The organism is Bradyrhizobium sp. CCGB20, assembly GCF_024199855.1.
Taxonomy (GTDB): Bacteria; Pseudomonadota; Alphaproteobacteria; order Rhizobiales; family Xanthobacteraceae; genus Bradyrhizobium.
This window is the reverse complement of the sequence record NZ_JANADN010000001.1, coordinates 7250610-7270834: the sequence shown is the minus strand read 5'-3', so window position 1 is coordinate 7270834 and position 20225 is coordinate 7250610. Positions and strand designations below refer to the sequence as shown.

The window sequence follows — 20225 nt, the reverse complement described above, 5'->3', positions numbered from 1 at the left end:
TTCCCTTTCTATGCTTTTTGTTGATGTTGACGGCTACAGGAAATCAGCGCCGGCTTCCGCGGCGAAGCGTCCGGGATCGCCCTCCCAGACGATCCGCGCGTGCTCCAGCACATAGACGCGGTCGGCATGCGGCAGGGCGAAGGTGACGTTCTGCTCGCCGAGCAGCACCGTGATCGCCGTGGTCTGCCGCAGCTTCTCCAGCGCCTTGGACAATTGCTCGAGGATGACGGGGGCAAGGCCCAGCGTCGGCTCGTCCAGGATCAGGATCTGCGGCTGCATCATCAGCGCGCGGCCGATCGCGAGCATCTGCTGCTCGCCGCCGGAGAGCGTCTGCGCCATCTGGCCCTGACGTTCCTTGAGGATCGGGAACAGCTCGAACAGCCAGGCGAGCTGCGCGGCGCGCTTGTCGTCGGCGAGATGCTGCCCGCCGAGATCGAGGTTTTCGCGCACGCTCATCTCGCCGAACAGCTCGCGCGATTCCGGGCATTGCACGAGGCCGCTGCGGGCGATCTTCGCCGGGCTCGTGCCGCGCAGCTTCTCGCCACCGCGCACGATCTCGCCGCTGTAAGGCAGGAAACCGGAGATGGTGTTGAACAGCGTGGTCTTGCCGGCGCCGTTGAGGCCGACGACCGAGACGAACTCGCCCTCGTGAACGTGGATCGAGACGTTCTCCAGCGCCTGCGCCTTGCCGTAGAACACGCTGACATTCTCGACCTGGAGCAGCGGCACCTTGTCCTTGAAGCTGGTCTCGGGCCGTGCATGGGTCTCGATGGCGCCGCCGAGATAGACCCGGCGCACGGTCTCGTTCTTCATGACGTCCTCGGCCTTGCCGGTGACGATCTCCTCGCCGAGATACATCGCGAGCACGCGGTCGACGAGCGCGGCGACGCTCTTGACGTTGTGGTCGACCAGCATCACGGCGCGACCCTCGTCGCGGAAGCTGCGGATCAGGTCGGAGAAGACGTCGACCTCCGCCCGCGTCAACCCGGCGAAGGGCTCGTCTACCAGCACGACTTTCGGGTCGCGCGCGATTGCTTTCGCAAGCTCGAGCCGGCGCAGATCGGCGAATGGCAGCGTCGGCGGGCGGCGGTTCATCACATTGCCGAGCCCGACGCGGTCGGCGATCCACTTGGCGCGCTCGACCAGTGCCTTGTCCGGGAACAGCATGAACAGGCTGTCCGGCAGCAGTGCCACCAGGATGTTTTCCAGCACGGTCTGCCGGTTCAGCGGCCGCGAGTGCTGGAACACCATGCCAAAGCCCTTGCGCGCGATCTTGTGCGCGGGCAGGCCGGCGACGTTGTCGCCCTCGAAGATGACTTCGCCTGATGTCGGGCGCTCGATCCCCATCACGCTCTTCATCGCGGTCGACTTGCCCGAGCCGTTCGGCCCGATCAGGCCGAAAATCTCGCCGCCGTTGACCTCGAAGCCGAGGTTCTTCACCGCCGTCAATCCGCCGAAACGCTTGGTCAGGCCGCGGACTTCGAGCACGGCCCGGTTTGCAATCATATCCATCACGAGCGTGCCTCACGCGAGAGGGCCGCTCCGAGGAAGCCGCCGGGGAAGAACAGCACGACGAGCAGGGCGACCGCCGAGACGATGAAGGTCGCGAGTTCGCCGGTCGGCCGCAGGAATTCGCCGGCGACGATCAGGAAGATCGCGCCCAGCGCCGCGCCAAGCACGGTGCGCCGGCCGCCGAGCACGGCCGAGACGATGACGTTCACGCCGACCGCGACATCGACGACGGTGCCGACCGAGGCGGTGCCGAAGTAGAACACCAGCAGCGCGCCCGACAGCCCCGAGAAGAACGCGCTGACGATGAACGCGGCGAGCTTGTGCTTGACGATGTTGAAGCCGAGCGCGCCGGCCTGCACCGGGTCTTGGCCGCTCGCCTGGAGCACAAGGCCGATCGGCGATTGCGACAGGCCGTACAGGATCGCCGCCGAGATCGTCATGAAGCCGAGCGCGATCCAGTAATTGGCGCCGGCATTGATGGTGATGACATCGGGGATGGTGAGGCCGATCTCGCCGCCGGTGAGATCGGCGAACACGACGATGAAGTTCTGCAGCATCAAGACCGCGACCAGCGTGGTCAGGCCGAAATAGGGTCCGCGCACCCGCAGCGCCGGCAGCGCCAGCACCAGGCCGGCGATGACGGAGGCGAGCGCGCCGAGCACGATGCAAGGGTAAACCGACCAGCCGAACTGGGCGTTGAGGATGCCGGCGGTGTAGGCGCCGACGCCGATCAGGAAGGTCGGGCCGAAGTTCACTTCGCCCGCGAAGCCGAACAACAGGTCCCAGGCCATCGCGAACACGCCGAAGTAAAACGCGACGGTGAGCAGGCCCAGCACATAGCCGGAGACGTAGAGCGGCAAGGTTGCCGCGATGACGACGAGCGCGAGCGAGATGAAGAACAGGCGCGAGGTGAAGAAGGTGGACATCTCAGCGCCTCCCCAGAAGGCCCTGGGGCCGGATATACATGACGAACACGAGCAGCAGCAGTGCGGGAATGGTGCGGTAGGCCGGCGAGACCAGATAAGCCGTCAGCGTCTCGAGATAGCCGACCACGAAGGCCGCGATCAGCGAGCCGGAGACGCTGCCGAGACCGCCGAGCACCACGATCGAGAATGCGCTCGCCGTCAGCGGTCCGACGCTGTAGGAGCTGACGCCCAAGAACATGCCGAGCAGCACACCGGCGATGCCGGCGAGGATGCCGTAGATTCCCCAGACCACAATGTAGATGTTGGTGAGCTCGAGCCCGAGCAGGGTGACGCCGCGCGGGTTCATCGAGGCGGCCAGCACCGCCTTGCCGGTGCGGGTGCGGTTCACCAGGAGCCACAGCAGCGCGATGACGAGGCAGCACACGATCGCCGTAAAAATCTCGTTCTTCGGCGTGCGGACGCCGAGGATCTCGACGACGCCCTCGACGATCGGCAGCACGGTCTTGGCGTTGTTGGTGAAGAAGTAGGCGATCAGCTCCTGGATCATGATGCCCCAGAGCAACGTGCCGGTGAGGACGAAGATCTCCTTCTCCTCATTGGGGATACGCCGGGAATCCTGGATCGGCTTCACCACCGCGAAATAGGTCGCGAAGGCGGTGAGGAGGGCGACCCCGACGCCGATCAGTGCACCGGCATATGTGCCGACATTGAGCACGCTGGCCGCGGCCCAGGCCGCCACCGCTGCGGCCACCATGATGGCACCATGGGAGAGGTTGAGTACGCCGGAGACGCCGAAGATGAGGGTGAAGCCGGTGGCACCGAGAGCGTAGAGGGCGCTGATGGCAAAGCCATCGATCAAGATCTGGAAAGCTCGCATTGATGATTGGCCGCGTGGCAGTCAAACTGCCGCTTTGAGGGAAGGTGCTGCGGAGAGCCGCATGTGGAAGCTCCCGGGAGGTGGTCCCGGGAGCTGTTCCTGCTAGTTGCTGAGCTTGATGAAGCTCGGGAACTTGACGTCGACCTTGGCGACGTCCTTGGGCCAGACCGCGCTCTGCTTGCCGTCCTGCCATTGCAGCATCAGCCCGGTGATCAGGCCCTTGCCGTATTTGATCGAGTGGGTGAAGGGATCGTCCTTGCCGTAGAACTGGACGCGGCCGATCGTGCCTTCCCAGTCGGTCTTCTCGAGCGCGGCGACGAGCTTGTCGGCGTCGGTCGAGCCGGCGCGCTTCACCGCATCGGCGATGTAGTAGACCTCGTCATAGGCGGTGTAACCGGCATAGGACGGATAATTGCCGAACTTCTTCTTGAAGGCTTCCGCGAACGGCACCGATTTCGGCGTCACCGCGACGCCGGGCCCGGAGACGCCCTGATAGAGCACGCCTTCGGCCGCCTGGTTGGTGTCCTTGCCGAAGGTCTCGTTGGTCGCCTGCGAGGAGATGCCGAACATCGGGATCGGCACCTGCTGGTTCTTCCATTGCACCGTCGGCTGCACACCGACATGGGAGATGCCGGTGATGATCACGTCGGGCTTGGAGCCCTCGATCTTGTTGAAGATCGGCGTGAAGTCGGTGGTGTCAGGCGAGAAGCGGATGTGGTCGAGCACCTTCAGCCCGATCTTGGGCAGGCATTCCTCGTAGCCGACGTCGAGCGGCTTGGTCCAGGCGGCGTCCTCGCTCATGATGACCGCCGTCTTCATGTGCATCTTGTCGACGAGGAGGTCCTTGGCGCCGTCGCAGACCGAGAGTGCCAGCGCGGCCGAGGTCAGATAGCCGTGGAAGGTGTATTTGTTCTTCTCGTAGTCGGCATGAACGCTCTTGCTGATCTCGTTGGAGGCGGCGCCCGGCGTCACGAACGGCGTCTTCAGCCGCGAGGCCCAGGGCTCCAGCGCCAGCACGACCTCGCTGATATAGCTGGCGATGACCGCGTTGACCTTGTCCTCGTTCACTGCGCGCTGGAACGCACGGACTGAATCCGCCGAGGAGGAGTGATTGTCGTAGGAGATGATCTCGATCTTGCGACCGTCGACGCCGCCATTGGCGTTGATCTCGTCCGCGGCGAGCTGCGCTGCCTGTGGAATCGAGGCGCCGGCAATCGCCTGCGCTTCCGCGATCACGCCGATCCGAAGCGGATCAGCCGCAAGTGCCGCGCCTGGTGCTCCCATTAGCGCACCGGCCGCGGCCGCACCGAGCGCCATTCGCAATGCAACAGAGAGTCGTTTTTTCATGTTGTTCTCTCCCTTTGAACAGGCCTCTTGTGAGCCATTGTGTCGCAACTATAACGGCGACGACATTCTCGGCAAGTGAAACCGCGTTCAGGATTGTGAGAGACGGACTAAAGTCTAGCGCTGCGCAAATTGCGGGCAGGAGAGCTGCTGGACCCGTTTCGCGCGCAGGCATGCAGATTTCGTCGGTGGGCATGCGTCGCCATCGGAGGCGCAGAACAACATGGTGCTCGTAGCCCGGATTTCGCTTCGCTCCATCCGGGCTACAAGAAAGAGCAACTCAATCAGCTCAGCGTGCTTGCAGCAGCGCGGGATCGAGCGGCTGAAGCCGGGCTGGATCGAATGGCGAGAGAGCGACCTCGCGCGTTGCACCCTCGGCGATCAGTTTCGCCATGGCCTCGCCGGTGGCGGGCGCATTCAGGATACCCCACACATTGTGTCCGGTCGCAACATAGAGGCCTTCACTTTGCGGGACCTTGCCGATCAGCGGCAAGCCGTCCTGTGTCACCGGACGGAAGCAGGCTTGCCGTGCGATGATCTTCGCAGGATCGAACAGCGGCGACAGCCGCTCGGACATGGTTTGCAGGCGCGCGATCGCGTCCTGGTCCGGCGTCACCGCCGCCGGATCGAGCGGCAGCGGCGCGATGTCTGAGAGTGCCGTGATATGCGTGCTGCCGTCGGCGCGTGGAAAGACTTCGATCGACACGGCGCTGCCGTCCTCGTCATACTCCAGGAACAGCGCATCGGCCGGCACGTTGGGGCCGATGTCGTACACGATGCTCGGGCTACGCTGGCCATAGACCGCGGGCATGCTCATCCATTGCGCGGCCAGCAGCGACCATGGCCCCATCGCGATCACGACGGCATCCGCCTCGACGAGGCTGCCTTCGACCTCGACACCCTTCGCGGTCGTGCCCTTCGCATCGCGCATGATGCCGGTGACGCGGCCTGCCCGAAGCTCGGCGCCTTGCGCGAGTGCTGCGTTCATCACGGCCGACGTGAACTTGCGGGGATGAACGATCGCGGTCGTCTCCACTGTTCCGATGCGCTGGGCGATGACGACGCCGTCGCTGAGCCAGCCGAGCGCGGATGGTGCATCCCGCCGCGCATCGCCAACGGAAGCAACGAAGCCGCTATAGGCGGTCATCGGGCGATAGCCCCAATCGCCAGCGATCTCCTCCGCCAGTTCCGCATGAAGCGCGAAGCTGCGCCGCGCCAACGCATCGAGCGGCGAGCCTGCGCACCAGTCGCGCGCCAGGAAGCCGCCGGCCTTGCCGGACGCGGCGGCCGCGACCTCGGTCCGCTCCACGATGATGACCTCAGCGCCGAGCCGGCGGAGATATAGCGCGGTGCAGGCCCCGATCACGCCGCCGCCGCAGATGATGACGCGCATGGATTGTTCCTTGGATAGTGCTGCGCTGATTTGCGCAACATCGCCTGTTCGGCACGATCGTTCAGGCCGAGATTGCCGCTGCGCCGCTAGAGGTGCAATTCTGTCGTATATCGGATGTCGTCACTCAACGATCATGCGAGCGTCACAAAGAATCACAAAAGCGTCATGCCGCAAGCGGCCAATTGAGCGGGCGCTGGGGGGAACACTCTACGGGGAGGGTAAACCATGGCGCTCAGATTCCGCAGCATCGACGGCTCCAACAACAATCGTGCGGATCCCACCTTGAACCAGGCCGACACCGACTTTGCTCGGCTGGGGCCGGCAAATTTCGTCGATGGGGTCAATGAAATGACGCCGGGGCCGAATCCGCGCGAGATCAGCAACATTGTCGTGGCGCAGACGGAAGTTGGCGATGACGAGGAAGGCCCACATCTGGTGGATGATGCCGGCGTCGCGCTGTCAGGCATGATGTATGCGTGGGGCCAGTTCATCGATCACGATCTGGATCTGCAGAAGGAGGGCATAGGCACGGATGATATCTCGATCAAGGTCCCGGCTGATGATGAATTTCTGCCGCCCGGCAGCATGATCCCGTTGACGCGGGTGGCGATCGATCCTGCGACGGGGGTCACCGGGCATCCGGCGGCCGCGATCAACACGGTGACGGGTTGGCTGGACGGATCGCAGATCTACGGTTCCGACGCGGCCACCGCAGCGAGCCTGCGAACGGCCGACGGCCATATGAAGGTGTCGGCGGGAGACAATCTCCCGATCGTCGAGACCGAGCACGGCAATGTCTTTGCGGCCGGTGACGTACGGGCGCAGGAGAATCCCGACCTGACCGCCTTGCAAGTCTTGTTTGTGCGCGAGCACAATTACCAGGTCGATCGACTGCACGAGGACCATCCGAACTGGAGCGGCGACAAGCTCTACGAGACGGCCAAGGCCATCACCACGGCCGAGATGGTCAACATCACCTACAACGAGTTCCTGCCGCATCTGTTGGGCGAGGAGGCCATCAAGCCATACCACGGCTATGATCGCACGGCGGACGCGCGGATCACCGAAGAGTTTGCCGGTGCGGCCTTTCGCTTCGGTCACTCCATCGTCTCCGACGAGATCAGCGCGACCAGCAATCTGGGTGCTTTCACGTCGGAGCAGACGCTGGCGCAATCGTTTTTCGAAGACACGGCGACTTTCAAGGCGACGGGTGCGGATGGCCTGCTGCGGCATCTGGCAGGGGACTTGGCCAACCCGCTGGACGCTCACATTGTCGATGGCTTGCGAAACCTCCTGTTCGATCCTCCGGACAGCATGGATCTGGCAGCGATCAATATCCAACGTGGCCATGATCTTGGGCTGGGTACACTGAACCAAACCCGGGAGGCGCTGGGGCTTGCGCCTTACACCAGCTTCGATCAGTTCAGCTCTGATCCGGCAACGGCAGCAGCGTTCGAGAAAGCCTATGGTTCGATCGATGCCGTCGATTTGTGGGCCGGTGGATTGGCTGAGGATCATGCGGCAGGAGCCGTCATCGGGCCCACCTTCGGCAAAATCATCGCCGACCAGTTCACCGCTTTGCGCGACGGCGATCGCTACTACTTCGAGAACCAGGGCTTCGATACGCAGACCCTGAACGAGATAAAGAACACCACGCTGTCGGACCTCATTCTGCGCGACACCGATACCACTGCGATGCAGAGCGATGCCTTCGTCGCCACCGAGCGGCACAGCGGCACGCTGGGCGGCGTAGACCCGACCGGAGAAGAGGCCGCAGCAGGCATGGCGCAGCTTGTGGTCGGATCTCCCGGCATGGATATCCTGACCGGCGGAGATCTCGATGACACGCTGGTCGCCGCGCCCGGCCGCATGACCATGACCGGAGGTGCCGGTGTCGACACATTCGTATTCGACCTTGCTGAACTCGCAGGTAAGCACAACACCGCGGTCATCACCGACTTCGATCCCAAACAGGACAAACTGCAATTTTCAAACGACGTTCACGTCACGAAATCATCTGACCATCATGGCGGAACACTGTTGCAGGTCGGCTCCGAGACCATCGACCTGCTGGGCGTAAAGCAGTATGAGATGCATCATCACGAATGGACATAATGCTGGGTCGCTTCAAACGAGCGATACAGCATCATTCGGCGCCGGCGAGGTACGCCGGCGCCGTGTCGTGATCCGCTCCGTGCCGCCTCAGCCCGGCCCTGCGCCCTGCGTCGCGGTGTAGACGGCGTAGAGCGACTGGCTCGCGGCCATGAACAGGCGGTTGCGCTTGGGGCCGCCGAAGCAGACGTTACCGCAGACTTCCGGCAGGCGGATGCGGCCGAGCAGCTTGCCCTCCGGCGACCACACCGTCACGCCGCTGTAGCCGACCGCGCGGCCGGCATTGCTGGACGCCCAGAGATTGCCGTTGACGTCGCAGCGCAGGCCGTCGGGCCCGCACTTCACGCCGTCGATCACGCAGTCGCTGAACTTCTTGAGACCCGAGAGCTTGTTGTCGCTGCCGACGTCGAACACGAAGATCTCGCCCTTGCCGCCGGGCCCGGTGTCGCCCGGTCCCTTGCCGGTCGAGGCGACGTAGAGCTTCTTGTAGTCGGGGGAGAAGCACAGGCCGTTGGGATCCGGCACCTGCTCCTCGGTGACGACGAGGTCGATGCGACCCGAGGGGTCGATGCGATAGCAATTGGTGGGCAACTCGCGCTTGCCCGGGACGAAGCCGGCCGGCTGTCCGATCCGCGGATTGAGCTTGCCGCCTGCATTGCTCGGGCCGCCCGCGACGTCGGGCTCGCCTTCATAGAGCTGGCCGCCATAGGGCGGGTCGGTGAACCAGTAGCTGCCGTCGGGATGCGCGGCGATGTCGTTCGGCGAGTTCAGCCGCTTGCCCTGATAGGCGTCCGCGAGCACCGTGGCGGTGCCGTCGTGCTCGTAGCGCGTCACGCGCCGGGTCAAATGTTCGCAGGAGAGCTGACGACCCTGGAAGTCGAACGAGTTGCCGTTGGAATTGTTCGAGGGCGAGCGGAACACGCTGACGCGGCCGTCGTCCTCGGTCCAGCGCATCTGCCGGTTGTTGGGAATGTCGCTCCACAAGAGGTACCGGCCCTGCGCGCTCCAGGCCGGGCCCTCGGCCCACAACAGGCCGGTGTGCAGCCGCTTGATCGCGGTGTTGGGCTGCGCGAGATCGTTGAAGGAGGGATCGACCGCAATGATGTCAGGGTCCCAGAAATAGGTGGTCGGTGCGCCGTTGGGGCCGAAATCACGCGGCGGGGTGGTGATTGTCGTCGGCGGTGCGGCAGGTCCGGTCTGGGCCAGCGCGGGGCCGGCCATCGTGGCGGCGGCGCCGAGCGCAAGTCCCCGGACAAGTGTTCGTCGTGAAAGCGCAGCATCCTGGTCACGCTGCTCGTGGTCACGAGCCTCTTGGCGTGTCATCGCGTCCTCCCGATCATGTTCGGCTGGCCGGTTGATCCGGCCGAGCGGAGCAAGGTTAGTCCGGTCCGCGGCCGGTTGCGAGGGGCAGGCTCGCAGCCTTTGCGCGACGCCGGCTTGGCAGGGGCTGAAAGGCGGCCGCATTGCGGCTCCGCGAGGGCAAAAGCGACAATTCGTCCCGCTCTTGTCGTTCGGTGCTTGTCTTCGCGCTCTGGCGGTTAACCGGGACCGTTTTTAGGGCGTGTCAAGCCTTGACCTCGCGCGCGATGTTGGCAGAACGTTGCCGGGGCATCAGCCGGAGTTCATTGTGTTAGCCGTTGTTGCATTGGTCATTGCGCTCGCCATCGCGTTCTCCGCCGGCTATGTCACCCGCGATCTCGTCTCCCGCAAACGTCGGGCGGAGGCGCGCCGCTGGCGTGAATATACCGAGCCGGGCTGGCTTCGCGCCGCCGCGCCCGCCAACACCAACGAGGCCGCCCCCGTCGCCACCGGCGAGCTCGGTCAGATGCTGGACCGTTGGGAAAGCCGGGCCCGCAGTCGCCGCGCGAGCTAGCCTGACGACCGTAGGGCGAAGCGCAATCCGTGGCCGGCGTCCCCAAGCATCGCTTCGCGCATGCAGGCTGCCTTCGCAGAATTTCTGGTTAACCGCATTAGCCGCCCATCGGGATCCCCGAAGAGGGGCGGTCGTACGTCGTCACGAGCCGTGGATCGGGTTGCGGGCGGCGCCGTCGCGGACGCTTCGCGGTTCTATTAGGTCACCTCTGCTGACCATCTTTTGGCGTTGCAGTTGCCGCCATTTCTCGTCTAGAAACGGCGCGTTGAGCCTCCCGGCAACCAACCGTCAACGGTTTTGACCGAGGATTTGAGGGCTCAAAAGGGTCTGGCAATGCTGATTCGTGGCCAAATCGATGGGATTTCGGGGGAGGTGGCTCTGGCCGCCGCCACGATCCCGGCCGCGCTGCTGCCCACCCTCCTTATTGGCGGGCTTCTTCTTACTTGCCCCTGAGGGCCGGCTGGGCGCCACGCGCCTGGGCGCTCAGGGGTTGGTCGAGATCACCGGACACCTCAAGCGCCCAGAAGACTGACGGCGCGAAAGCTCAAAAGGAAATTTGAAATGGCCACCGCGAACAAGTCCGACAAGGACCGCGTCATTATTTTCGACACCACGCTGCGCGACGGCGAGCAGTGCCCCGGCGCCACCATGACCTTCGAGGAGAAGCTCGAGGTCGCCGAGCTGCTGGATGATATGGGCGTCGACGTCATCGAGGCAGGCTTTCCGATCACCTCCGAAGGCGACTTCCAGGCCGTCAGCGAGATCGCCCGCCGCTCCAAGAACGCCGTCATCGCCGGCCTGTCCCGTGCGCACCCGGCCGATATCGACCGCTGCGCCGAGGCGGTGAAGTTTGCAAAACGCGGCCGCGTCCACACCGTGATCGCGACCTCGCCGCTGCATATGCGGGTGAAGCTGAACAAGACCCCGGAGCAGGTGATCGAGACCTCGGTCGCGATGGTCGCCCGTGCCCGCAACCAGATCGACGACGTCGAATGGTCGGCCGAGGACGGCACCCGCAGCGAGATGGAGTATCTGTGCCGCATCGTGGAAGCCGTCATCAAGGCCGGCGCCACCACGGTGAACATCCCGGACACGGTCGGCTACACGGTGCCGGAGGAATACACTCACTTCATGAAGACGCTGATCGAACGCGTGCCGAACTCGGACAAGGCCGTGTTCTCGGTCCATTGCCACAACGACCTCGGCATGGCGGTGGCGAACTCGCTGGCCGGCATCGTCGGCGGCGCGCGTCAGGTCGAGTGCACCGTGAACGGTATCGGCGAGCGCGCCGGCAACGCCGCGCTGGAAGAGATCGTGATGGCGATCAACGTGCGCAACGACAAATTCCCGTACTGGAACAAGATCGACACCACGCAGCTCACCCGCGCCTCGAAGGTGGTGTCGGCGGCAACCTCGTTCCCGGTGCAGTACAACAAGGCGATCGTCGGCCGGAACGCGTTCGCGCATGAGAGCGGCATCCATCAGGACGGCGTGCTGAAGGACGCCTCCACCTACGAGATCATGCGGCCCGAGATGGTCGGCCTGAAGCAGTCCTCGCTGGTGCTGGGCAAGCATTCCGGCCGCCACGCCTTCGTGCACAAGCTGGAGGAGATGGGCTACAAGCTCGGCCCGAACCAGCTGGAAGATGCGTTCACGCGGATGAAGGCGCTGGCCGACCGCAAGAAGGACATCTACGACGAGGACATCGAGGCGCTGGTCGACGAGGAGATGGCGGCCTCGCACGACCGCATCAAGCTGACCTCGCTGACCGTGATCGCCGGCACCCATGGTCCGCAGCGCGCGACCATGAAGCTCGACGTCGACGGCCAGATCAAGATCGAGGAGGCCGAGGGCAACGGTCCGGTGGACGCGGTGTTCAACTGCATCAAGCGCCTGGTGCCGCACGAAGCCAAGCTCGAGCTGTACCAGGTCCACGCCGTGACCGAAGGCACCGACGCGCAGGCCGAAGTCTCGGTGCGGCTGTCGCATGAGGGACGTGCGATGACGGCGCGCGCGGCGGACCCGGATACGCTGGTGGCCTCGGCCAAGGCCTATCTCGGCGCGCTCAACAAGATCGTCATGAAGCGCCAGCGCGACACGGTGACGACGGCGGCAGCGAGCTGACGCTTCGTTCTCATCGCTCATCCGGCAAACGCGGCGCCTCTGGCGCCGCGTTTTTCGTTTGGGGATCGATCACGTCATGCGGGGGTGTATCGCAACAAATATGTTATTAACATGTCATGTTAACGTTCCATTAACCGGCAGCGTCGCGCGCCCCTTGCCGCTGCCGGAGAATTTGAAATGCCCCTCACTGCTGGTTCGATCGCCTTCACCGGATTCAACGGCGACGGCAACGACAATTTGTCCTTTGTTGCCCTGGCCGACATCCCGCAGGGCACGGTAATCAACTTCACCGACAGCAACTGGAACGGAACCAGCTTCGCCACCGGCAGCAATGCCGAGAGCACGATCGCCTGGACCGCGACCAGCGCGATCGCCGCCGGCACCGTCATCGACATCAACAACATCGGCAAGGGCACGTTCGGCACCAGCGCCGGCTCGGCGACCTTCACCAACGCCAACAACACCGGCCTGTCCAACGACAGCGAGGTCGTCTACGCCTATGTCGGCTCCTCGACCGCGCCGACCTTTCTCGCCGCGATCTCGAATGTCGGCTATGCGACCTCCGACGGCACGCTGACCGGTACCGGCCTCGTCGCCGGCCAGACCGCGGTGAGCTTCACCGGCGGCCTCGACATCGTCGGCTATAACGGCCCGCGCTCGGGCTTCGCCAGCTTCGCCGACTACCTTGCCGCGATCGGCAACACCGCGAACTGGGCCACCCAGAACGGCAGCGGCGACCAGAGCGCGGATGGCACCACGCCCGACGCGCCGTTCCCGACCACCGCCTTCACCGTGGCGGCCGCCGCCACGCAGACGGTCTCGTTCTCGCCGGCGAGCGTGCTGGTCACCGAAGGTGACGGCGGCACCAAGACGATGACGTTCACGGTTCTGCGCACCGGGGGCACCACGGGCGCGATCAGCTTCTCCGGCACCTTCGCCGCCGGCAGCACCGATGCGGCCGATTTCGGCGGCACGCTGCCCGGCTCGAGCTTCAGCGGCAGCATCGCCGACGGTGCGTCCTCCGCGACGGTCACCATCATGATCTCCGGCGACACCACCGCAGAACCCGACGAGAGCTTCACGCTGACGCTGACCGGCGCCAGCAATCCGGGTGCGACGGTCACGATCGGCACCGCGACGGCGACCGGCACCATCGCCAATGACGACGGCACCCTGGTCTCCGGCAACTCGTCGAACCCGATCACGCTCGCCAACAACGATCATCTGACCGTCCTCTCCGGCGCGACGCTATCGGGCTCGACCCCGGTCACCTGGATCGGCGGCAGCACCTCGCCCGGCGCGCTGGTCGACAATTCCGGCACCATCACCGGCACCAGCCGCGCGATCGCCACCAGCGGCTCGACCAGCGGCAGCCTCACCATCAACAACAAGGCCGGTGCCACCATCACCGCGACCAAGGACGCGGTGAAGATCTCGAACCTCGTCTCCGGCACCAGCGGCATCTTCACCGTCAACAACGACGGCACGATCTCCTCGACCGGGACCGGCAGCAATGCCGGCCAGACGCTCGACCTCGACGACATCAATTCGAGCGGTGCGCACACCGTCATCAACAACGCGGCCACCGGCGTGATCTCTGCGGCCGATGCCGACGCGATCCGCCCCGGCGCGAACGCCACCATCAACAATTACGGCCAGATCGTCAGCCACAACGCCTCGGCATCCTCGGACGGCAACGACGCAATCGATTTCCAGTCGGTCAACACCGGCGGTGTCGTCAACAATTTCGCCGGCGGCATCATCGACGGCGCGCGCCACGCCATCACCGGCGACCAGCCGATCACCGTCAGCAACGACGGCACGATCATCGGCCGCAGCGGTTCCGGCATCAACATGGACACCGCCGCCAACACGACGACATCAGTGACCAACCACGGCTCCATCACCGGCACGTCGGTCGGCGGCGCCGATGCCGACGGCATCGATGTCGACGGCCTGGTCTCGATCGACAATTTCGGCACGATCAGGGCGGTCGGCCTGACCAGCGGAGCCAACGGCCTCAACGAGGCGCTCGCGATCGGCGGCGGCTTCGTCCACAATGAGGTGGGTGGCCTGATTGTCAGCGACCAGCGTGCGATCACCGTCGACGACAGCAACGACGGCAGCGCCTTCGCCGCCATGACCATCATCAATGATGGCACGATCCGCGGCAACAACGGCGAGGCGATCTCGATCGTCGGCACGTTCGGCGACACCGTCACCAACAATGGTGGCATTTTCGGCAGTGTCGCCACGGACGGCGGCAACGATACGCTCACCAACAGCGGCTCCATCACCGGCGACGTCTCGATGGGCGCGGGCGACGACAGCATCAATCTCGCCACCGGCTCGACCATCAGCGGTACCATCGACGGCGGCGACGGGTTCGACACGCTCACGCTTTCGGGCGGCGGCACGCTGCTCGGCGCCGTGGTCAATGTCGAGAAGCTCGATATCCAGAGCGGGGTCTGGCGGATCAAGGACGCCACCGGTTACTCCGACATCGAGGTCGAGAGCGGCGCGGTGGTCGTGCTGGAAGGCTCGGCCAACGGTATGGTGGTTGCCGCGGGGGCCGCGCAAGCGGTCTACGGCCTGGCCTCGAACTCCGTGATCTCGGGCAATCAATACATCCAGATCGGCGGCTCGGCCGACGGCACGACGATCAAGACCGGCGGCGAGCAGGATATCCATGGCGGTGGTATTGCGAGCAACACCACCGTCGACGGCGGCACCCAGAATGTCTTCGGCGTTGCGATCCAGACCGCGATCGCGAATGGCGGGATACAGCACGTTCACAACAACGCCTTTTCGACCACCGTCAATTCCGGCGGAGAGCAGAACGTCTACATCGACGGCAGCGCGACCGGATCGACCATCAATGCCGGCGGCATCCAGATCGATTGGGGCTTCACGATCATCACGACGATCAGCGGCGGCAGTCAGTACGTGTTCGGCTCGGCGAGCCTCACGACGATCAATTCGGGCCTGCAGGCCGTCGAGAGCGGCGGCACGGCCTCGGACACGACGATCCATGGCGGCGGGCAGGACGTCTATTCGGGTGGAACCGCGATCAACACCACGATGGACGGTGGCATCCAGTCGGTCTACGGCGGCACGGTGGTCCAGACCACGATCGGCAACGGCGCTTCCCAGTATCTCCACGGCAACGCGTCGGTGACGACGGTCAACGCCGGCGGCCAGCAGAACGTCTACGCCGACGGCACGGCGACCGGCACCACGATCAACGCCGGCGGCGTGCAGCTCGATTGGGGCGCCGCCAGCGCCACCATCGTCAACGGCGGCGTGCAATATGTGTATGGCAGCGCGACCGGCACGACGGTCCTCGCCGGCACGCAATACGTGCAGTCCGGCGGCAGCGCCGACGTCACCACGATCGGCTCGGGGGCGCTCGCCTTTGTCCATTCGGGCGGCACGATCGACGATGTGATCTTCGCCGGCCCCAATGCCTCGCTGGTGCTCGCCCAGGCGTCGGGCTTCACCGGAACGATCTCCGGCTGGCAGTATCATGACAGCATCGACCTCGGCGACATCCAGTTCAGCGACGGCGTGACCTCGTTCGCCTATGCGCAGAACAGCGGCAACACCGGCGGCACCCTGACGGTCTCCGACGGCACGCACGCGGCATCGCTGAGCTTGCTCGGCCAGTACAGCGCGGCCGACTTCGCGTTGTCCTCGGACGGGCATGGCGGCACCGTCATCAGCGATCCCACGGTTGCCAACGGGCAGCAGCAGACGCTGGTGGCATCGCTCGGCCATTGAGCCAACGGCGAGCTTAAAGACCGACCGCAAGATCGAACTGCCCGGCTCGCTGGAGCCGGGTATTTTTTTGAGGTTGCTGAATTCAAGCGGGATTGGCGCCGCGCCCCGCGACAAGCGGACGCCGCAGCGGCGCGGCCGGGCCCCCGCCTTCAATCCGCGGTGGCACGTCCGGCAAGAGCCAACCCCCTCGCGGTCCTGCATTTTTGCAAGCCGCCCCCTGCTAACGGGCAATAGCGCCGGTACCAGCTTCCCTATAATCCTGCCTCAAGTCTTGAAACTAAGGCCTGGGGCCGGAGGTCCGTGCCCCACGAAAAACGTGCGGGAGGAAGCATGCGGAAACTCATTTTGGCTGCGGTATCGGTCGCGGTCTTGACCGGATCGCTGGCGCTGGCCGGGCCGGCATCGGCCCAGTCGCCGATCATCATCAAATTCAGCCACGTCGTGGCCACCGACACGCCGAAGGGCAAGGGGGCCGAGAAATTCAAGGAACTCGCCGAGAAATACACCGGCGGCAAGGTCAAGGTCGAGATCTACCCGAACTCGACGCTCTACAAGGACAAGGAAGAGCTCGAGGCGCTTCAGCTCGGCAGCGTGCAGATGCTGGCGCCGTCGAACTCCAAGTTCGGCCCGCTCGGCATCCGCGAGTTCGAGGTGTTCGATCTGCCCTACATCCTTCCCGACCTGAAGACGCTGCGGAAGGTGACGGAAGGCCCGCTCGGCGCGCGGCTGCTCAAGCTGCTGGAGCCCAAGGGCATCACCGGCCTTGCCTATTGGGACAACGGCTTCAAGGAAATGAGCGCCAACAAGAAGCTGGTCACGCCCGCTGACTACCAGGGCATCAAGTTCCGCATCCAGTCATCGCGCGTGCTGCAGGCCCAGTTCAAGGCGCTCAGCTCGCTGCCGCAGGTGATGGCGTTCTCGGAGGTCTACCAGGCGCTGCAGACCGGCGTCGTCGACGGGCAGGAGAACACCTGGTCGAACATCTACACCCAGAAGATGCACGAGGTGCAGAAGTACATCACCGAGACCAATCACGGCTACATCGGCTACGTCGTGATCGTGAACAAGAAGTTCTGGGACGATCTGCCGGCCGACATCCGCGACCAGCTGTCGAAGGCGATGAAGGAAGCAACCGACTTCAACAACGCGCAGTCGCAGAAGGAGAACGACGACGCGCTGGCCGAGATCAAGAAGAGCGGCAAGAGCGAGATCATCAAGCTCACGCCGGAGCAGGATGCGGCGATGCGCAAGGCGATGGAGCCGGTCTACAAGGACGCCGCAGGCCGCGTCGGTCAGCCGCTGATCGACGAGTTCCAGAAGGAAGCGAAGAGCGCGACGAACTAACGTGCATGGCAAAATAATGCATGCGCAAAGGGCTTCCGTGCACTGCATGGAAGCCCTTTTTGTTGCAAATCATTTCAGTCTGCATCTGAACAGGCATTCACGGTAGTTACATCTCTGTAAGAACGGCTTCCCTGTCCAAGTTGTAAGTTGCGCGTCAGCTGCATCGCGCTCATTCTCGCGGGCATCCTTCCAGAGGAGGTTCGTATGAGGAAGTTCACCATCGCCGCCATCGCCGTGCTCAGCATCGCCGGCTCGGGCGCGGTCTATGCCCAATATCATCGCCCGTGGATGGAGCACATCCGCCACATGCGCATGAACCCGGAGGACCGCGCCGCTTTCGTCGACGCGCGGATCGCCGCCGTCCATGCCGGGCTGAAGCTCAATGCCGATCAGGAGAAGCTGTGGCCGCCGGTCGAGGCCGCCGTGCGCGACTTCGCCAAGCTGCGCATCGACCGCGCCAACGCGCGGATGAATGCCGGCCCGGGTGACGCATCGAGGGATGCCGACAGGCTTGATGATCCGATCGCCCGCCTGCGCCAGCGCGCCGAGGACATGGGCGCCAGCTCTGCCGCCCTGAAGAAGATCGCCGATGCCGCCGATCCGCTCTACAAGACGCTCGACGAGGGCCAGAAGCGGCGCCTTGCCGTGCTGACCCGCCACCGCGGCCCGTTCGGGGGCGGTGGGGACGGCCCGCCCCGGCACTTCATGGAACGGGGCATGGACCGCATGATGGAGCGCGGCATGGAGCACTTCCACCGCGACCGTTTCGACCGCGATGGCGGCCCGGACCGGGATCGCGAGGGCCGGCTCTGAGCCAGTGCGGGATTTTGCGGGGATTAACCCCGAGATTAACCCTGGGGAAGCCGCTGGAATCCAGCGGCTTTTCGCTTTTTGGGGACTGTGGAAAAACCTTCGCCGCATCGCTTGCCATCCCCGGATCGCTTTGCTAAACGACCGGCCTCGCAAGGCATTGACCGCCTTTCGGGCGCATAGCTCAGTTGGTAGAGCAGCTGACTCTTAATCAGCGGGTCCCAGGTTCGAGCCCTGGTGCGCCCACCAAGCTTTTCAATAGCTTAGGGGTTTGTCGCGGTCGTCATTCCGACAGACGGTCGATGGCTATTCCGACAAACCGGCTGCCTTTGTTCTTTCCTCTCGTCGCTTCTTGGTGCCGGAAATTAGCTGTTTCCGTGTGCGCTTTGCATAGGTCGGCAACTGCCGCGATGAGCGGTGCCGGCCCGCGGCTCTGAGCTCAGCGTCTGTCAAATCGCTGTCAGCACCCTCGGTGAAGCCGCCGTGGCGGAATGACGTGAAGGACAGTTCCTCCCGAAGACCGGCTGCGCGAATGATCTTCTTCACGACCTCCCGCAGGTAGCGAAGGTCCTGCTTTGCTGTGATCCATGGCAGCGGGGTGGCTGACCTCCGGTGCATATGGTCGCGCCGAAAAACCAGGCCAGACAGTGTCGTCTGTTTGATTGCGTCCAGCTCTGCCATCAGCTCGGGAAACAAGGTCGCGCCAGTCTCGTCGAACAGGGGCCACCAGGCCTCCTCGCCATTCTTCGGATGGACGATACGCACACTGTTCGGGCGCTCTTTCGGTCTGTAGTGGCCGATCTCGAGAGCACCGAAGACGTGCTCTTCTCTCTGGAGCCATTCCCATGCGACAAGTGCCGCCGTCGCCACGGATCGATAGCCAAGTTCGTTCGCCTTGGCGCGAAAGGCAACGAGTTCGTCCCAGGTTGCAGTCGGCGTCTCTCGCGCTGGCTGCCCCGGGGCGCGCGCCTTCAGTCCCATTTTGGAGAACGGATTGACGGCAGGCACTTTCTTCTCTTCCGCGCGCTGTCCGACGAACCAGGCACGACGGCAGGCCGTCATCGCAGCGTTCGCGAAGCGCCGGCGTTCCCGTTGCACAATGTTGCCGTCGGCATCCTTCTCTTCAACAAAGAGGAGCTTCGCATAGACGGCGTCGACGAAGCCTTTTGTAAAGTCGGCGATCTGCTTCGACCCCGCCCGCGTACCGTCTTTCAATAAGTGATCAGCGAATAGCGTCAGGCCCTGCTCATAGAGACGCTGCGTCTTGTGGTCGATTTCCTTCCACTTCTGATGAGCCTTGAACACCCCGGCGAGCCAGTCGAATGATCCAGGCGCGACGCCGAGCGGCACCAAATCCGTAAGACCACGAGAACGCCAACTATCGAAAGCCGGCAGAAGAACGTACTCGGCGCGTTCGACGGCGGCCGCGTAATCCTCGCCCAAAGGCTCTGCCTTGACATGGCATCCCTGATCACGTGCCCAGGTCGGAGGCTCAAAGAAATAGGCCCACCGGCCACTCCTTAAAGGCTTCCTTCTGCAATACCGAGGCAATTTCAAAGCGGTCTTCGGAGGCTTCATACCAGCGCTGCCAGATCGGTTGACTGCCGATTCTGCCGAATAGCGGAGTCCCGCGCAACATATTCGTCTACGACCAACTTAGACCAAATAGGCTCTCGCGATCGGCCGCGGACTCGATAGCCGGTCGGCGCCGGCGCGTGTCCCTTGGAAATAGAGCGCACGAGCTCGTCCACGCTCCGGAAATCAAGATACGCGGCGAGCATGTCAATTCGCATCTCGGCTGGCCACGCCCCGTGCTCGGGATAGCGCGGCAATCGTGTGGAATGCCGCGATCTGGCCTCGCGCGACTTGCTATCACTGCTCGGTTGGGCTGCGGATCCATCGATCGCCATGCAGCAGAGCAAACATCATTCGGTCAATCCGGCAATTCCAAGCTAAACAACGTTGCCGCATGCTACGCCCAGATCAGACTGCTGGCGTCATCTCGATCAGGCTGATCGCTATTTCGTCAAATCGATCATCTTCGCGTTATCCCAACCGGCGCCAATGCAAATCGTAGCCATCCTTTGGACTCCGAGGATCTCGTCGTTGATATCGGGTGCGCGCAAATGG

Annotated in this window: 13 protein-coding genes and 1 tRNA gene; 7 read left to right on the top strand and 7 right to left on the bottom strand. The window is 64.0% G+C overall.

The genetic code is table 11. The features are described from left to right. Positions 1–33 precede the first annotated feature (33 nt). From NLM15_RS34165 to NLM15_RS34145, 5 genes are all read right to left on the bottom strand, one after another. A complete protein-coding gene (locus NLM15_RS34165; protein WP_254122300.1) occupies positions 34–1512 on the bottom strand; it encodes an ATP-binding cassette domain-containing protein in 1479 nt (492 codons plus the stop codon). After that, positions 1512–2438 (bottom strand): branched-chain amino acid ABC transporter permease, encoded by a 927-nt coding sequence (locus NLM15_RS34160; protein ID WP_254122298.1) that lies wholly within the window; start codon positions 2436–2438, stop codon positions 1512–1514. The genes NLM15_RS34165 and NLM15_RS34160 overlap by 1 nt, the downstream gene beginning before the upstream one ends. A 1-nt stretch (position 2439) precedes the next feature. Continuing rightward, positions 2440–3315 carry a branched-chain amino acid ABC transporter permease gene (locus tag NLM15_RS34155; protein ID WP_211384649.1) on the bottom strand — a complete coding sequence of 292 codons (876 nt, stop codon included), beginning with the start codon at positions 3313–3315 and terminating at the stop codon, positions 2440–2442. Between the two features lie 102 nt (positions 3316–3417). Then, entirely contained in the window at positions 3418–4662 is a 1245-nt protein-coding gene (locus NLM15_RS34150; protein WP_254122296.1) for an ABC transporter substrate-binding protein, read from the bottom strand. Positions 4663–4948: 286 nt separating this feature from the next. Next, positions 4949–6082 (bottom strand): NAD(P)/FAD-dependent oxidoreductase, encoded by a 1134-nt coding sequence (locus tag NLM15_RS34145; protein ID WP_375166949.1) that lies wholly within the window; start codon positions 6080–6082, stop codon positions 4949–4951. A gap of 195 nt (positions 6083–6277) precedes the next feature. On the opposite strand from NLM15_RS34145, the gene NLM15_RS34140 reads away from it, so the two are divergent. Continuing rightward, positions 6278–8167, top strand: a complete 1890-nt coding sequence (locus tag NLM15_RS34140) for a peroxidase family protein (protein WP_254122293.1) — start codon at positions 6278–6280, stop codon at positions 8165–8167. Positions 8168–8254: 87 nt separating this feature from the next. Here NLM15_RS34140 and NLM15_RS34135 read toward each other — a convergent pair whose 3' ends face one another. After that, positions 8255–9487, bottom strand: coding sequence for an SMP-30/gluconolactonase/LRE family protein (locus NLM15_RS34135; protein WP_254122291.1), 1233 nt, complete (start codon positions 9485–9487; stop codon positions 8255–8257). Positions 9488–9791: 304 nt separating this feature from the next. On the opposite strand from NLM15_RS34135, the gene NLM15_RS34130 reads away from it, so the two are divergent. The 6 genes from NLM15_RS34130 to NLM15_RS34105 all read left to right on the top strand — a co-directional run bounded on the left by NLM15_RS34130 (position 9792) and on the right by NLM15_RS34105 (position 18344). After that, complete coding sequence (locus tag NLM15_RS34130) at positions 9792–10037, top strand: hypothetical protein (RefSeq protein WP_254122289.1); 246 nt, start codon at positions 9792–9794, stop codon at positions 10035–10037. A gap of 561 nt (positions 10038–10598) precedes the next feature. Then, the gene (locus tag NLM15_RS34125) at positions 10599–12161 is read left to right on the top strand and encodes a 2-isopropylmalate synthase (RefSeq protein ID WP_254122287.1); all 1563 of its coding nucleotides are present in this window, start codon (positions 10599–10601) and stop codon (positions 12159–12161) included. A 177-nt stretch (positions 12162–12338) separates the two neighbouring features. Then, entirely contained in the window at positions 12339–15941 is a 3603-nt protein-coding gene (locus tag NLM15_RS34120; RefSeq protein WP_254122285.1) for a hypothetical protein, read from the top strand. A 330-nt stretch (positions 15942–16271) separates the two neighbouring features. Further along, entirely contained in the window at positions 16272–17285 is a 1014-nt protein-coding gene (locus NLM15_RS34115) for a TRAP transporter substrate-binding protein (RefSeq protein WP_254122283.1), read from the top strand. 204 nt (positions 17286–17489) lie between these two features. Next, the gene (locus NLM15_RS34110) at positions 17490–18098 is read left to right on the top strand and encodes a Spy/CpxP family protein refolding chaperone (protein ID WP_254122281.1); all 609 of its coding nucleotides are present in this window, start codon (positions 17490–17492) and stop codon (positions 18096–18098) included. Between the two features lie 170 nt (positions 18099–18268). After that, positions 18269–18344, top strand: a tRNA-Lys gene (locus tag NLM15_RS34105). Between the two features lie 57 nt (positions 18345–18401). Here the strand turns inward: NLM15_RS34105 and NLM15_RS34100 are convergent. Further along, positions 18402–19538 carry a hypothetical protein gene (locus NLM15_RS34100; protein ID WP_254122279.1) on the bottom strand — a complete coding sequence of 379 codons (1137 nt, stop codon included), beginning with the start codon at positions 19536–19538 and terminating at the stop codon, positions 18402–18404. Positions 19539–20225: the final 687 nt, after the last annotated feature.

Coding starts and splice junctions, on each gene's coding strand:
- NLM15_RS34165 (WP_254122300.1), bottom strand. CDS start 1,512: ATGGATATGATTGCAAACCGGGCCGTGCTCGAAGTCCGCGGCCTGACC.
- NLM15_RS34160 (WP_254122298.1), bottom strand. CDS start 2,438: ATGTCCACCTTCTTCACCTCGCGCCTGTTCTTCATCTCGCTCGCGCTC.
- NLM15_RS34155 (WP_211384649.1), bottom strand. CDS start 3,315: ATGCGAGCTTTCCAGATCTTGATCGATGGCTTTGCCATCAGCGCCCTC.
- NLM15_RS34150 (WP_254122296.1), bottom strand. CDS start 4,662: ATGAAAAAACGACTCTCTGTTGCATTGCGAATGGCGCTCGGTGCGGCC.
- NLM15_RS34140 (WP_254122293.1), top strand. CDS start 6,278: ATGGCGCTCAGATTCCGCAGCATCGACGGCTCCAACAACAATCGTGCG.
- NLM15_RS34135 (WP_254122291.1), bottom strand. CDS start 9,487: ATGACACGCCAAGAGGCTCGTGACCACGAGCAGCGTGACCAGGATGCT.
- NLM15_RS34125 (WP_254122287.1), top strand. CDS start 10,599: ATGGCCACCGCGAACAAGTCCGACAAGGACCGCGTCATTATTTTCGAC.
- NLM15_RS34120 (WP_254122285.1), top strand. CDS start 12,339: ATGCCCCTCACTGCTGGTTCGATCGCCTTCACCGGATTCAACGGCGAC.
- NLM15_RS34115 (WP_254122283.1), top strand. CDS start 16,272: ATGCGGAAACTCATTTTGGCTGCGGTATCGGTCGCGGTCTTGACCGGA.
- NLM15_RS34110 (WP_254122281.1), top strand. CDS start 17,490: ATGAGGAAGTTCACCATCGCCGCCATCGCCGTGCTCAGCATCGCCGGC.